Here is a 13,906-nt window from a genome sequence, read left to right as displayed (position 1 = left end):
TTTAAGAAATGAAAATAGAAAATAAAAGTCTCGTAGGGGGTATATACATATTTAATGGAGGTGTTTAATGATGGATGAATATGAACAAAAGGCATTATCGGAACTAGTATCATGGAAAAAGAAAGTAGCCAAGAAATCCGGCAGGCTTGAGCGGATGTCTAAAAAGGCGCAAATCAAATTGAATAGTTATATTCCAGACCGAGTGCACAAAATGATTACTGATAGTATTAAAGGGATGATAGAGGCCGTATTATCAGGTTCTAAATATATGTCTAAAGAAAAAAATGTGGTGCTACTATCTTTGCAGCAAAAAGAAGAGTGGGTTGCGGAAACTGTCACGGCATATCGGAAAACGGCCGTTATAGAAGGTGTGGGAACCGGAGCGGCAGGGCTTTTAATTGGATTGGCTGATTTCCCATTACTGCTTAGCATCAAGATGAAATTATTATTCGAACTATCCCGTATATACGGTTTCGATCCAAATAAATATGAGGAACGATTATTCATTCTCCATATCTTCCAGATGGCATTTTCAAGCGAGGAGAAGAAATTGGAAACATTACAGGTAATAGAGGAATGGGATTCAGGGAAATGGCCGGAAATAGACTGGCAAGAATTTCAGCAGGAATATCGCGATCACATCGATGTCATCAAAATGTTCCAGCTCGTTCCAGGCATTGGGGCAGCTGTCGGTGGATATGCCAACCATCATTTGTTGGAACATCTTGGGGAAACGGCTATCAATTGTTACCGAATTAGACTTCTTAAAGAGTAAGGGACGGGGATAACCCGTCCCTTTACCTTTACCGCAATAAAGATTCATCCACCATTTGGGATGACTGTTTCTTATTGTGATAGGTTACCGCTGCAGTGCCTAATATTTTGGCAGCAATGAGCATCGCTTTTTCATCAAAGTCAAACAAAGGATGATGATGCGGAAATGTATGTTCATTTTTTGGCCTGGCCCCTGTAAAGAAGAATGTACCTTTTACATTTTGTAAATAATAAGAAAAATCTTCACCTGTCATATCCGGGTCAATTTCCTCTGTAATCAAAACTTCCTTGACGGACTCAGTGCTTTCGATGAGGAATTTAGTTTCCTCGACATGTGGAATAACAGCTGGATAACCTTGAAAGTATTGATATTCATAGGTGCAGTCCGCAGCTAGGCAGGTCCCTTTAACAATCCGCTCCATTTCTTCGCTAATGAATGAACGGACATCTTCCTTGAATGTACGGACGGTCCCGATTATTTTAGCCTTATCTGCAATGACGTTAAAGGCATTATCTGCTACAAAGGAACCGACGGTAATGACTGCAGAATCTATTGGGTTTAGGCGGCGGCTTACGATTTGCTGCAGGGCCATGACGAGCTGAGAGCCGACTACGATTGCATCACGGGTTTTATGCGGCTGGGCTCCATGTCCGCCCTGCCCTTGAATGGTGATTTCAAAACGGTCAGCAGCGGCCATGAGGGGTCCATAAGCGTATTGGACTGTTCCGGTTGGGGCCGTTGCCCATAAATGGGTGCCGAAAATTACATCCACTCCATCAAGGCAGCCAGCCTCAATCATCGGTTTTGCACCCCCTGGAGCATATTCTTCAGCATGCTGGTGGATAAATATATATTCACCTTCAAGCTCATCCTTCAGTTCATTCAGATTTTTTGCAAGGACAAGGAGTGTCGCTGTATGGCCATCGTGTCCACACGCATGCATTACCCCCGGCACGGAAGATTTATAGGGAACTTCTTTTTCATCTTGAATGGGTAAGGCGTCGAAATCAGCGCGCAATGCTATGGTTTTACCAGGCTTACTGCCTGTGACCTTGGCAATAACACCATTACCGCCTACATTCGTCCGGTGTTCAATTCCAAGTTTTTCATAATATCCAGCGATGAAGGCCGCTGTTTGGGTTTCTTGAAAAGAAAGCTCGGGGTGTTGATGAAGATAGCGCCTGATGGAAACCATTTCTTCATATGAGTCATCTAGAAGATCGTGTAAATGCTGTATCATTTTGCACCTCCCAATGATTGGATTAATTGTAAATAGTATATCATATTTTGAATAATCCAAAGTGTATTAAATACCTCAAGGAGAGAGATATCATGATTAAATATTCCTGGATTGCTTTGGTTTTGCTTTGTATGTTGCTATTCTTTTTTTTGATGCAAGAAGTCCAAAGTGAGGAGCCTTTAGCGTTAGATACATATATTACGGAACTTTTTTCCGTAGGTGAAAATACTTTTTCGTTCACTTTCTTCAAGTCCATTACCTATCTTGGGAAATCCAAGTTCATTGGTTTTGGAAGCTTATTATGTATTCTATATTTGTAGATGATAAAGAAGGATTATTGGACCATGGCCGTATTCTCTATCGGAATTGCTGGGGGAGATGTGTTAAACGGGTGGATAAAAAATCATGTTAAAAGAGTGCGCCCTGAAAATCATTTGATGGAGACCGCAGGCTTCAGCTTTCCAAGTGGCCACGCAATGGTGGGCCTTATTTTCTTCAGTATGGTTGCTTATTTAATCATGAAAGAAACTAAAGGAAACTCATTGAAATGGGCAATGGGAATCGGTTTCGTTTGCCTCATTCTGCTAATTGGTGTCAGCAGGATTGCTATGAAAGTTCATTTTCCAACTGATATTATTGCAGGTTTTGCATTAGGAGCCGCATATAGTTTAACCTTGTTTAAATTGTATAAATTCCTCGGGCCTAGAGTACTTTGAAAAAAGGATTCAGATAAAATATATGTAAATATCCGTTGCATTTCCCCGGAAATAAAGAAGGAATTTGTCGGATTGTTATAGGTTTTTATGATTTTTTAACGTCCAAATAATGATCTGCATTACTTTGAAGAGGCCCATCCTTGAGGCGATGGGCCTTTTACTGAGCAAGTATGGATCATTCTTCGGAATCTTTCACCAATGTATATTGAGTTACATAGGCTTCACCTGAAAACATCTTCTGGCTGGAATTCGTAACGGGAGCTTTGGAGTCGCTGTTATGCGCCATCTTAAAGGAACCGGAATTCTTCCAGTTCAGGAAATCAGCTTGTTTCTCCCAAATCGTTAAAATTACATAAGTTTCAGAGTTGATTGGCCGCAGTACACGTAGTGCGACGAAACCTGGTTCATTTTCAATGAATCCTGCCCTGTTTTTAAAACGATGTTCGAATACCGGCCTTCCTTCTTCACTTACAGGGATATTATTCATGACTACATACCCATGATCCTGAAGGTTTCCTTTCCCATCAACTACTTCATACTTACGTGGAGAGCTGAAGATCGTTTTACCTGTTGTTTCATGTAAAAGTACTGCAGTGTCAGGATTTTGCATAAGTAATATTTTTTCATTGGGGTGCTTATCTTTTTTGATTTTTAAAAAATCGTAAGTGCCTGATGTGATGAATACATTCATAAATTCCCCTCCAATTTCTATATAGTACCTGTATACCCATTTTACCCAATGAATAATGCTTTTACCATTTCCAAACTAACCATTAGGCTTGTAGACCGGTAAAATACTTATAAAAACGTCGATTTTCTGACAAATATATAGGTTGGCTATACTTCTATTATAGAAAAAGCTATAGTTGAAGGAGATTCGATTTGAAATTCAACATCCTTCTGATATTCTATGTAGGTAATGAATAAAAATAGAAACGTGATTGCTTGAAAGGTGGATATTAATGTCTAAGGAAATTACGAATGATACATTCTTAAAAGCTGCGAGAGGAGAGAAAACGGATCATGTGCCTGTTTGGTATATGCGTCAGGCCGGCCGTTCACAGCCGGAATACCGTAAATTGAAAGAGAAGTACTCGCTTTTTGAAATTACTCATCAGCCGGAATTATGCGCTTATGTAACTAGATTGCCAGTCGAGCAATATGACGTAGACGCTGCGATTTTATATAAAGATATAATGACACCGCTACCAGCCATTGGTGTCGATGTTGAGATTAAGTCCGGAATCGGCCCGGTCATATCCAATCCGATCCAATCGGTGACAGATGTTGAAAAATTAGGTGAATTGAACCCAGAGAAAGACATCCCATATGTGTTGGACACGATTAAATTATTGACTACGGAGCAATTATCCGTGCCTTTGATCGGTTTCTCCGGGGCACCGTTCACCATTGCTTCATACATGATTGAAGGCGGCCCCTCCAAAAACTACAATAAGACGAAAGCTTTCATGTATACAGAGCCAAAGGCCTGGTTTGCATTAATGGATAAGCTAGCGGATATGATCATCATCTATGTCAAGTCACAAATCAAAGCTGGCGTTAAAGCCGTCCAAATCTTTGATTCATGGGTGGGTGCTTTGAACGTTGAAGATTACCGCATATTCATCAAGCCGATCATGACTCGTATCTTTTCTTCATTGCGGGAAGAAAATGTACCGCTAATCATGTTCGGGGTCGGCGCAAGTCACTTGGCACTTGAGTGGAATGATCTTCCGATTGATGTAGTCGGGCTCGATTGGAGACTGCCAATTACAGAAGCGAGACAAATGGGAATCCAGAAAACGGTACAAGGTAATCTTGATCCTGCCCTGCTATTGTCATCATGGGATGTTATAGAAGAACGGACGAAAAGGATCCTGGATCAGGGCATGGAACAGGACGGCTACATCTTTAATCTTGGACATGGGGTTTTCCCTTCCGTAAACCCGGAAACACTGAAGAGGCTGACCGCTTTCATTCATGAATATTCATCAAAAATGAAATAAGTTGAGCGAACCATTTGCTAAAAATACTTAAATGGATGCACAATAATAGAACGAAATCTTTAAAAGAGGTGTAACTTCATGTCAAGAAAAAAAATGGGCCTTTTAGTCATGGCTTATGGTACTCCATACACTGAAGAGGATATTGAAAGATATTATACGCATATTCGTCATGGGAGACGGCCAAGTGACGAACTAATTGCCGATCTAAAAGGCAGATATGAAGCGATCGGTGGATTATCCCCGCTTGCAAAAATAACGGCAGGACAAGCTGAAGCGCTTGAAAAGAAATTGAATTCCGTTCAGGAGGAAGTTGAGTTCAAGGCATATCTTGGACTGAAACATATTGAACCTTTTGTTGAAGACGCAGTGAAACAAATGCATGAAGATGGAATCAAAGAAGCGGTCAGTATAGTATTGGCACCGCATTTTTCAACATTCAGCGTGAAGTCTTATAATGGACGTGCCCAGGATGAAGCCGCTAAATTGGGTGACCTGACCATCACTTCCGTTGAAAGCTGGTATGATGAGCCAAAATTCATCCAATATTGGGTAGACCAGGTAAAAGAAGCAATCGGGAAAATGACCTCGGAAGAACGCGATAATTTCGCTTTGATTGTGTCGGCGCATAGCCTCCCGGAAAAAATCCTGCAATCGGGAGATCCGTATCCAAATCAATTGAAAGAAACGGCAGACATGATTGCAAAAGGCGCAGGGGTTAGCAATTATGCAGTAGGCTGGCAAAGCGCTGGACAAACACCTGAACCATGGTTGGGACCTGATGTACAGGATTTAACCAGAGATCTTCATCAAGCAAAAGGTTATAAAGCTTTCATTTATATTCCTGTCGGCTTTGTTGCCGAGCACCTTGAAGTCCTATATGATAACGATTATGAATGTAAGGTTGTTACGGAAGAGATTGGTGCAGGCTACTATAGGCCGGATATGCCCAATGTTAAACCTGAATTCATCGATGCTTTGGCCACAATCATTTTAAACAGATTACAGGAAAAGTGATCAGTCAATAGGAGAAAGTAGTTTAACCATGCTTGCAATATGCTCTACATATTTTCATGTGAAGTTGAAAGATGTTGTAAACCGGAAAAGCGACGCTTTCTTTTTACTTGACCTTTGTGATTTAAATGAATACTCGAAAAAGTGGCTGTCCAGTAATGAGGATGGCCATTGTTTCTATAAGAAATTGAAAATATAATTGAAAAGACTGAAAATTTTTGGTATGATATCGTTGAACATAATGACTGTTTTGTCCGTTTGGTCAGGATTGAGGTGGGAAATGTCTGTTGATCGTAAAAAATTAATTTTAGAAGCTGCGACCAAGTCGTTTTCACTTTTTGGATATAAGGCAACGACGATGGATCAAGTCGCTAAAATTGCCAATGTGGGAAAAGGGACCATTTATACCTTTTATAAAAATAAGGAAGAGCTGTTTAAAGAAATCGTTCAGCGGTTGATAGAGGAAATGAAATATGAGGCGGAACAATCTTTGGATGACCAACTCTCCTTTTTTGAAAACCTGCATCGGGCCGTTTATCGAATTCTGGAGTTCAGGCAGGAACATCAATTATCTTTGAAACTTCTTCAGGAAGAGCGCGAAATTGGTACTCCGGCCGTTCAGGAAATGGTTAATGAAATGGAAGAAGCCATTGTCTCCTACATTAAGGAAAAACTAAAAATAGCGATTGATAAGGGCTATATACAGCCTTGCGATCCAGAGATAACTGCTTTCCTGATGCTAAAAATGTACCTTGCCCTCATTTTTGATTGGGAAAGGAACCATGCCCCATTAGAGAAAGAGGAAATTGCTGAACTATTTAAAATATATTTATTCAAAGGATTATCCGTTACGTGATAATTCTATTTTTTTGCTCAAATGCAATGAATCCCAAATAAAAAGAAGAGATACCGTTCGGTACCTCTTCTTTTTATTTGGGGTTTTCAGCTGCGAAACCGAACCATATATGGATTCATCCCGCTATTTGGGAAGCGGATGGTGAAACACAAGACAACTACTCTCCAGAAAGGCAATGATCACAGTGGTTTCCATAACATTCGTGCTGTTCTTCAATTTTTTTTCCGCATTCCGTGCATTGTTTCGGTGGCAGGTTTTTAAAGAACTCAATGCTACTTTGAATCATGAACATCATCTCCTGAATTTTTTTATTATTCGCTTTTCTATAGTTTTATTGTATTATAACAGTTTTAGAATGTCAATGAATGTTTTATAACATAAGTAAAAAAGGTGAAATAAGGGCAAGAATAGTTTATATTAATGGGGAAGTCATTGAGAGAAAAAAAGGAGTGCCTAAGCATGAAAATCACCGTAATTGGCTGCTGGGGCGGTTATCCAGCTAAAAATGAGGCAAGTTCCGGCTATTTGCTTGAATATGAAGATTTTCGCATTCTGCTTGATTGTGGCAGCGGTGTTCTATCACAGCTGCAAAACCATATGAAGCCGGAGGATCTTGGTGCTGTTGTATTATCTCACTATCATCCGGATCATGTAGCGGATATTGGTGTCCTGCAGCACGCTGCGTTCATACAGCAGATATTGGGCAGCGAAAAAAGGACCATTCCTATTTATGGTCATGATTTAGACGAAGTCGAATTTGGTAAATTAACTTATAAAGACGTGACAAAGGGGATAGCCTTCTCTGTTGATCAACCCTTAACCATTGGACCGTGTAAATTTACGTTCATGAAAACAAAACATCCAGTCCCTTGTTTTGCAATGAGGATTGAAGCTGAAAATCATTCGATCGTTTACACAGGTGACAGTTCATATATGGATGAGCTTGCAGATTTCGCTAAAGACGCAAATGTTTTATTATGTGAAAGTAACTTTTACAGTGATATGGATGGTTCAAAGGCAGGGCATATGACTGCAAGGGAAGCGGGCATGCTGGCAGATAAGGCTGACGTCCAGCTTTTGCTGTTAACTCACCTCCCGCATTATGGGAATCTTGATCAACTGAAAAAAGAAGCATCCGAGGTATTCAAAAGAGAAATAGCTGTAGCCAAATCCAATCTTGAATTCCAACTATAAATGAAACATAGGGGATATGAAGTCTACAAGGAGGAACAACTGTGCTTTTTATTGATAATAAGGGAATTACAGATCCAAGAATTAACCTGGCCATCGAAGAATATGCGCTTAAACATTTAAATATAGATGAAACCTATCTTCTATTTTACATTAATCGTCCTTCAATCATCATAGGAAGGAATCAAAATACGATTGAAGAAATCAATTCCGATTATGTAGATGGAAATGGCATTACAGTTGTTCGCCGCCTTTCCGGGGGTGGAGCGGTTTATCATGACCTAGGGAATCTCAATTTCAGTTTCATCACGAGAGATGATGGCGATAGCTTTCATAACTTCAAGAAATTCACCCAGCCTGTTGTGGAAACGCTCGAGAAGCTAGGAATACATGCTGAATTGAGCGGTCGTAACGATATTCTGGCTGAAGGAAAGAAGATTTCAGGAAACGCGATGTTCTCAACGAAGGGCAGGATGTTCAGTCATGGGACATTGCTGTTTCAATCAGAAATGGATCACATTGTATCCGCTTTAAAAGTGAAAAAAGATAAGATCGAGTCCAAAGGGATTAAATCGATAAGAAGCCGTGTCGGTAATATTGCCGATTTCCTAAAAGAACCGATGTCTGTTGAAGAATTCCGTTCATTCCTTCTGCAAAATATTTTCAAAGATAGCGGAAAGGTAACAGAGTATGTTTTAACCGATACGGATTGGGAGAAAATTCACGAAATTTCGGAAGAAAGATATCAAAACTGGGAGTGGAATTACGGAAAATCACCTAAATTCAACTTGAAAAACTCACATAGATTCCCTGTGGGATCTGTTGATATCCGCCTTGAAGTGAACAGGGGAATCATTGAAAATTGTAAAATCTACGGCGATTTCTTCGGGGTCGGAGAGGTTGCGGATATTGAACAAAAGCTTACTGGAATACGTTATGAAAAGGAAGCAATCAGCAGGGTACTAGATGAGATTGATGTTCGTCATTATTTTGGCAATGTAACGAAAGAAGAAATATTGGCTTTAATATATTAAGCCTGAAAAGCCGTCCCGATTTAATAGGACGGCTTTTGTGTCTAATAATGACAGTAATTGCTTGAATATGGATAAAATTGTTGCTGTGATCGCATTCTTTTAATATAATAAAAATGTATTTAGTTCACCATAAAAATGAATGACTATTCATTCATGTTATTTGCAGGGGAGGGAGAAAGATGAATTTATCTGAACAGCTTCATCAAATGGCTTTAAAAAAGGCGGATAAGCCAGCATATTACTTTATGGATCAATCCACTTCATATGGGGAATTGGATAAAGCCGTTACGAAATTCGCAGACGAATTACATAGGCTTGGTGTTTCAAAAGGTGATAACATTGCGCTGTTATTAGGCAACTCTCCACATTTCATCATTTCATTGTATGGAGCTATGCGAGCAGGGGCGACCGTAATTCCCGTCAATCCAATTTACACACCTGACGAGATTGGTTATATCCTGAATAATGGCGATGTAAAGGTTGTTGTGGCATTAGATAAGCTTTTACCCTTACTAGAGAAAATGAACCCGATCCTCTCAAGCGTAGAACAATATGTGATTTGTGAAACGCAGCGTGATAGTGGGGATATTAGCAAATTTAACATCTACCCAAAAATGAAATCGTTTACAAAAATGATCGAATCGGGGAATGAAGGCTTTAAAGGTCCAGAACTGGATCCTGAAGATACGGCAATCATACTCTATACTTCGGGAACAACGGGAAAACCAAAGGGAGCCATGCTCACACATACCAATATCTACTCCAATGCACATGATATTGGGGAATATTTAAGAATCACGGAAAGTGACCGTGTCATTACGACATTGCCAATGTTCCATGTTTTCAGTTTAACGGTAGTTGTGAATGCCCCATTGATAAGCGGAGGTACGCTTTTAATTGTCCCGCAATTCAGTCCAAAGGAAATATTCAGGCAAATCAAAAAATATGATGCCACCGTTTTTGCTGGAGTGCCTACGATGTATAACTTTCTTTTTCAATATCAGGAAGCGGAAGAAGATGATTTAAATTCGTTACGCATATGCATATCGGGCGGTTCCGCCATGCCAGTGTCCTTGCTTGAATCATTCGAGCGGAAATTTAATGTCCGGGTTTCAGAAGGATATGGCTTATCCGAAGCTTCTCCTGTTACCTGCTTCAATCCTTTGGATCGTCCAAGGAAGGCGGGATCCATCGGAACCTCGATCCTTAGGGTGGAAAATAAAGTGGTCAATGAGCTTGGAGAAGAAGTGCCGATCAATGGGGTAGGGGAATTGATTGTCAGAGGTCCGAATGTAATGAAGGGGTATTATAAAATGCCTGAAGAATCAGCCGCTGTCTTGAAAGATGGCTGGTTATATACAGGCGATTTAGCCAGGATGGATGATGAAGGATATTTTTTCATTGTAGATCGTAAAAAGGAGCTTATTATCGTCGGTGGCTATAATGTCTATCCTCGTGAAGTGGAGGAGGTTCTGTATGCTCATCCTGAAGTAGTTGAGGCGGCAGCCATAGGCGTTCCCGATCCCAATCAGGGGGAAGTGGTTAAATGCTTTGTGGTAAAGAAAAACAATGCATTGACCGAGGAAGAGCTGCTTTCCTATTGCATGGAACACTTGGCCAAATATAAGGTACCGGCAAAAATTGAGTTTTTGGATGAACTTCCAAAAAACGCGACAGGTAAGATTTTACGCCGCTCCTTGAAAAACCATGTACTGCAAAACTGAATTTCATTGATCATAAGGAGATCATTGCCTATAACCGGCAATGGTCCTTTTTTTGTACAACCAAAGTGTATCATACTGCATAAAATATATGGGAGAATCTTAAAACCTTGATTCTTGTTTCGAAAAGAGTTATGATAGTCATTAAAAATTTCCACATAATTGTAAGGAGGGGTTAGATGAGAGATGTAAAACTTTTGGATATATTTACACATCCCATTGCTCAAAAATACTTGAACCGTTCAGGTCTGGCACATGCGATTGCGGTAGCATACCATGCGTTTCACTTAGCAAACGAATATAATGTCGACCCTGATATTGCTGCCAAAGCTGGACTTTTGCATGATATGGGTCATTTCACCTGGTATCGCAATGGTAAATGGGATTATGATCTATATAAACAAAATGATATTCACCCCATCAAAGGTGCAGAACGAGCACATAAACTGTTAATCCGCTTGGGAGAAAACCCGATAAAGGCAAAAACCATTTCCCTCGCCATTTTATTTCATACCGATTCGTTCTTACCTTCAAATGATATTATTCGTACACCGCTTCAGCAAGTCGTCAAATGGGCCGACGAAAAAGATGAAGAAGAAGGTGGAAAACACCATTATCGCAAAATTGATTTTCCACGGGCAAAGGAGAGCATCATGAAACTTGATACGCTCATAGATGAAGAACAAAGAAAAAGGCTATCATCCTGAAGGCAAACGGGATGATAGCCTTTTTACTGTCAGGGTAAGCACATTTATTAAAGTATTTTTACAGTTTAAATTTGTTATCAGGTGAAATAATGATGTAAAATATAGACCATTAGAACTATATCGTGACGGGGAATTATAAAAACTATCGGATTAATAACAAATAATGAAAAAGAACAGGTGAAGTTATGAAGTCGATTAAGCTAATGATATATGGTGGTCAAGGAGGACTTGATGGAATCCTTGAAAAAGAAGCTGACATTAAGGTCATAGGGATCACTGGAAATGAAATGGACCTTCTTGATTCCGATCATAGACCATCAGTCATGCCAGATGCCATTCTTATTGATGCACGGTCATCAGGGAAGTATGGACAGGAAGTCATGCCAATTCTAAAGGAAAAACACCCATTTACTCCTTTTGTCATTTTTACTGCCTATTCAGAAGATCATTATCTTATCGAAGCGATATGCCATGGTGCAGCTGGTTATGTGTTACAGGGCGGCGGAATGAAACAAGTGCTGTCGGCAATCCGTCAATGTGCCAATGGTCAAATAGTCTACCCTGCCTCAATAAAATCATTATTAATGAAGAAGCTGCAGCAGGATGGTGAAAAATCACCAGTAACTTTGGATAAGGCAATCGAAAAATTGGGGGCGTTTTCCAAACGCGAGTATGAACTGCTTATCCTGCTAACCCAAGGGGAAACGAATCAGCAAATTTCAAAAAAACTTTTTCTATCCATTGGCACGGTAAAAAACTATATAAGCCGGATTTACAGAAAACTGAATGTTAATAATCGACCAGAGCTTATGGCACTTTTGTATAGCTTTCAAAATAGAGGGATGAAGGGATGAATACTCTTGCCCGCCGTTCCGTTAGCCGGCTTTTGTATCGAGTTCACAATCCATAAAAATTGATGAACGAATTACATTAAAGCAATTAGGTGGCGGCAAAGGGATAAATTCGTCGTTGCCTTAAACCTCCCAGTCCTCCGTTTTTTTTATATCTCTGCGTAAAAATAAAATGCTCTTTTCGTAAAGATTGTTGTTTTTAAAACGAAACGATTTAAGGTTGATTGGAGCGGAAGTGCGAGACTCCTGCGGGAGCAGCGGGACAGGTGAGACCCCACAGGCGTTTACGCCGAGGAGGCTCACCGCCCGCCCCGCGGAAAGCGAGCATCTGGAGGGGCAATCAACCACACCGCTTTACTTGGTAAATAGCAACAAAGTATACGAAAACAGCCAAATAAAAAAATGTTGGAGATTGAAAGGAATAAATATATAGAAGTGAAATGCGGTTCTAACCTGTCCATTTTGGATTAAACTATTAAGAGGGAGATTCGTTTAAGGAGGGGCATCATGGTCAGAAAATGGGCTGGCAGAGCGATTCTATTATATATCCTTTATGCAGCAGCGATGTATTGGTATATTTTTTATGGAGCTGATACCTCAATTCCCGAAGCTTTGCGTGGAACTGCAGCAGATCCTGCAACATTCCTGAATGCAAGGGAGCTAAAGCTTAGCGAAGAATATTCAGGACTGCGGAATTTCATTTTTTTCGTATCCACGCCATATGAATGGCTGTTGTATTTCTTCATTTTACTATTTGGTTTATCAAAAGCATTTGAAAAGTCGTCAAAGGCAGTCTCGAGGCGGAAAGCGATCAGAACGGGCATTTACTTATTTTGGCTTTCCATTATTTCTTACCTGGCGCTGTTTCCAATCAGTTTCATTGGATATCGGATGAGCAAAAGTTACCATATAAGTACACAAAGTTTCACCTCGTGGATGAAGGATGGAGTCATCGAATTCTGGGTGAATTTTGGGATGATGTTCATCATCGTTTCCGTTTTATATTGGTTAATGAAGAAAAGTGTGAAGAAGTGGTGGCTCTATGCCTGGATGTTGTCCATTCCATTTACCTTGTTCCTGATGTTTGTTCAGCCTGTAGTGATTGATCCGCTGTACAATGAATTCTATCCGCTCAAAAATAAAGAGCTGGAAACGGAAATATTGGCACTTGCCTCACAGGCTGAAATTCCGGCTGAACACGTGTATGAAGTCAATATGGCGGAAAAGACAAATGCCTTGAATGCATACGTGACCGGCATAGGTTCCAACTCAAGAATAGTTCTTTGGGATACGACCCTGAACAAACTGAAGGAAGATGAAATCCTTTTTATCATGGCACATGAAATGGCTCATTATGTGGAAAAGCACATTTATATAGGGATTGCGGGTTATTTAGGACTGACTTTAATCGGTTTGTGGCTGACATCAAAAATCATGAATTTTATCATTGGGCGCTGGGGCCAGCTGTTAAAGGTTCGTTCGGTTGACAGCATTTCATCGCTTCCATTATTTCTCTTAATAACATCAGTGCTGCTATTTGCTTCGAGTCCGCTGTCCAATTATGTTTCCAGATATCAAGAAACAAGGGCTGACCGTTATGCCATTGAAATGACCGGGGATAAAGAATCGGCAATCACGACTTTCCAGGAACTCACGAGGTCGGGTTTGAGCCAGGTCAACCCGCCATTCCTGGTTAAATGGCTGAGGTATTCCCATCCGACCATGCTCGAACGGATTTCAACGGTTGAAAATGCAGATACAAAGGGTGATTGAAAGCCAGCTGAAAACCAGCTGGCTT

Annotated in this window: 15 protein-coding genes; 12 read left to right on the top strand and 3 right to left on the bottom strand. The window is 40.3% G+C overall.

Annotation, left to right across the window (positions count from 1 at the left end; genetic code table 11):
- Nucleotides 1-67: 67 nt before the first annotated feature.
- Nucleotides 68-775 carry an EcsC family protein gene (locus MPH60_RS16550; RefSeq protein ID WP_336275400.1) on the top strand — a complete coding sequence of 236 codons (708 nt, stop codon included), beginning with the start codon at nucleotides 68-70 and terminating at the stop codon, nucleotides 773-775.
- A gap of 28 nt (nucleotides 776-803) precedes the next feature.
- Here MPH60_RS16550 and MPH60_RS16545 read toward each other — a convergent pair whose 3' ends face one another.
- Nucleotides 804-2,015, bottom strand: coding sequence for a M20 family metallopeptidase (locus MPH60_RS16545; RefSeq protein WP_241590670.1), 1,212 nt, complete (start codon nucleotides 2,013-2,015; stop codon nucleotides 804-806).
- Nucleotides 2,016-2,107: 92 nt separating this feature from the next.
- Between MPH60_RS16545 and MPH60_RS16540 the strand changes: the two genes are divergently transcribed.
- Both MPH60_RS16540 and MPH60_RS16535 read left to right on the top strand, forming a co-directional pair.
- Nucleotides 2,108-2,335, top strand: coding sequence for a hypothetical protein (locus MPH60_RS16540; RefSeq protein WP_241590669.1), 228 nt, complete (start codon nucleotides 2,108-2,110; stop codon nucleotides 2,333-2,335).
- 24 nt (nucleotides 2,336-2,359) lie between these two features.
- Nucleotides 2,360-2,731: a phosphatase PAP2 family protein gene (locus MPH60_RS16535; protein WP_241590668.1), complete on the top strand. Its 372-nt coding sequence runs from the start codon at nucleotides 2,360-2,362 to the stop codon at nucleotides 2,729-2,731.
- Nucleotides 2,732-2,906: 175 nt separating this feature from the next.
- Here MPH60_RS16535 and MPH60_RS16530 read toward each other — a convergent pair whose 3' ends face one another.
- The gene (locus MPH60_RS16530) at nucleotides 2,907-3,422 is read right to left on the bottom strand and encodes an antibiotic biosynthesis monooxygenase family protein (protein WP_101224173.1); all 516 of its coding nucleotides are present in this window, start codon (nucleotides 3,420-3,422) and stop codon (nucleotides 2,907-2,909) included.
- 271 nt (nucleotides 3,423-3,693) lie between these two features.
- Here MPH60_RS16530 and hemE point away from each other — a divergent pair, with 271 nt between their 5' ends.
- From hemE to MPH60_RS16515, 3 genes are all read left to right on the top strand, one after another.
- Nucleotides 3,694-4,737 carry a uroporphyrinogen decarboxylase gene (hemE, locus tag MPH60_RS16525; protein ID WP_241590667.1) on the top strand — a complete coding sequence of 348 codons (1,044 nt, stop codon included), beginning with the start codon at nucleotides 3,694-3,696 and terminating at the stop codon, nucleotides 4,735-4,737.
- 78 nt (nucleotides 4,738-4,815) lie between these two features.
- Nucleotides 4,816-5,751, top strand: coding sequence for a ferrochelatase (gene hemH / locus MPH60_RS16520; RefSeq protein WP_241590666.1), 936 nt, complete (start codon nucleotides 4,816-4,818; stop codon nucleotides 5,749-5,751).
- Between the two features lie 277 nt (nucleotides 5,752-6,028).
- Nucleotides 6,029-6,604 carry a TetR/AcrR family transcriptional regulator gene (locus tag MPH60_RS16515; protein ID WP_101224170.1) on the top strand — a complete coding sequence of 192 codons (576 nt, stop codon included), beginning with the start codon at nucleotides 6,029-6,031 and terminating at the stop codon, nucleotides 6,602-6,604.
- Nucleotides 6,605-6,761: 157 nt separating this feature from the next.
- On the opposite strand, the gene yhfH is transcribed toward MPH60_RS16515, so the two are convergent.
- On the bottom strand, nucleotides 6,762-6,890 hold the full coding sequence (gene yhfH, locus MPH60_RS16510; RefSeq protein ID WP_133348820.1) for a protein YhfH: 129 nt from the start codon (nucleotides 6,888-6,890) through the stop codon (nucleotides 6,762-6,764).
- A gap of 173 nt (nucleotides 6,891-7,063) precedes the next feature.
- Between yhfH and MPH60_RS16505 the strand changes: the two genes are divergently transcribed.
- The 6 genes from MPH60_RS16505 to MPH60_RS16480 all read left to right on the top strand — a co-directional run bounded on the left by MPH60_RS16505 (nucleotide 7,064) and on the right by MPH60_RS16480 (nucleotide 13,881).
- The gene (locus tag MPH60_RS16505; protein WP_241590665.1) at nucleotides 7,064-7,798 is read left to right on the top strand and encodes an MBL fold metallo-hydrolase; all 735 of its coding nucleotides are present in this window, start codon (nucleotides 7,064-7,066) and stop codon (nucleotides 7,796-7,798) included.
- Between the two features lie 41 nt (nucleotides 7,799-7,839).
- Nucleotides 7,840-8,829 (top strand): lipoate--protein ligase, encoded by a 990-nt coding sequence (locus tag MPH60_RS16500; RefSeq protein WP_241590664.1) that lies wholly within the window; start codon nucleotides 7,840-7,842, stop codon nucleotides 8,827-8,829.
- A gap of 179 nt (nucleotides 8,830-9,008) precedes the next feature.
- Nucleotides 9,009-10,553: a fatty acid--CoA ligase family protein gene (locus MPH60_RS16495; RefSeq protein ID WP_241590663.1), complete on the top strand. Its 1,545-nt coding sequence runs from the start codon at nucleotides 9,009-9,011 to the stop codon at nucleotides 10,551-10,553.
- Nucleotides 10,554-10,729: 176 nt separating this feature from the next.
- A complete protein-coding gene (locus MPH60_RS16490; protein ID WP_034314654.1) occupies nucleotides 10,730-11,257 on the top strand; it encodes an HD domain-containing protein in 528 nt (175 codons plus the stop codon).
- Between the two features lie 185 nt (nucleotides 11,258-11,442).
- Nucleotides 11,443-12,111 (top strand): LuxR C-terminal-related transcriptional regulator, encoded by a 669-nt coding sequence (locus MPH60_RS16485; RefSeq protein ID WP_241590662.1) that lies wholly within the window; start codon nucleotides 11,443-11,445, stop codon nucleotides 12,109-12,111.
- 504 nt (nucleotides 12,112-12,615) lie between these two features.
- Nucleotides 12,616-13,881, top strand: a complete 1,266-nt coding sequence (locus MPH60_RS16480) for a M48 family metallopeptidase (protein ID WP_241590661.1) — start codon at nucleotides 12,616-12,618, stop codon at nucleotides 13,879-13,881.
- Nucleotides 13,882-13,906: the final 25 nt, after the last annotated feature.

This window comes from Peribacillus sp. Aquil_B1, assembly GCF_022603275.1.
Taxonomy (GTDB): Bacteria; Bacillota; Bacilli; order Bacillales; family DSM-1321; genus Peribacillus.
This window is presented reverse-complemented; position numbering and strand designations above follow the sequence as displayed.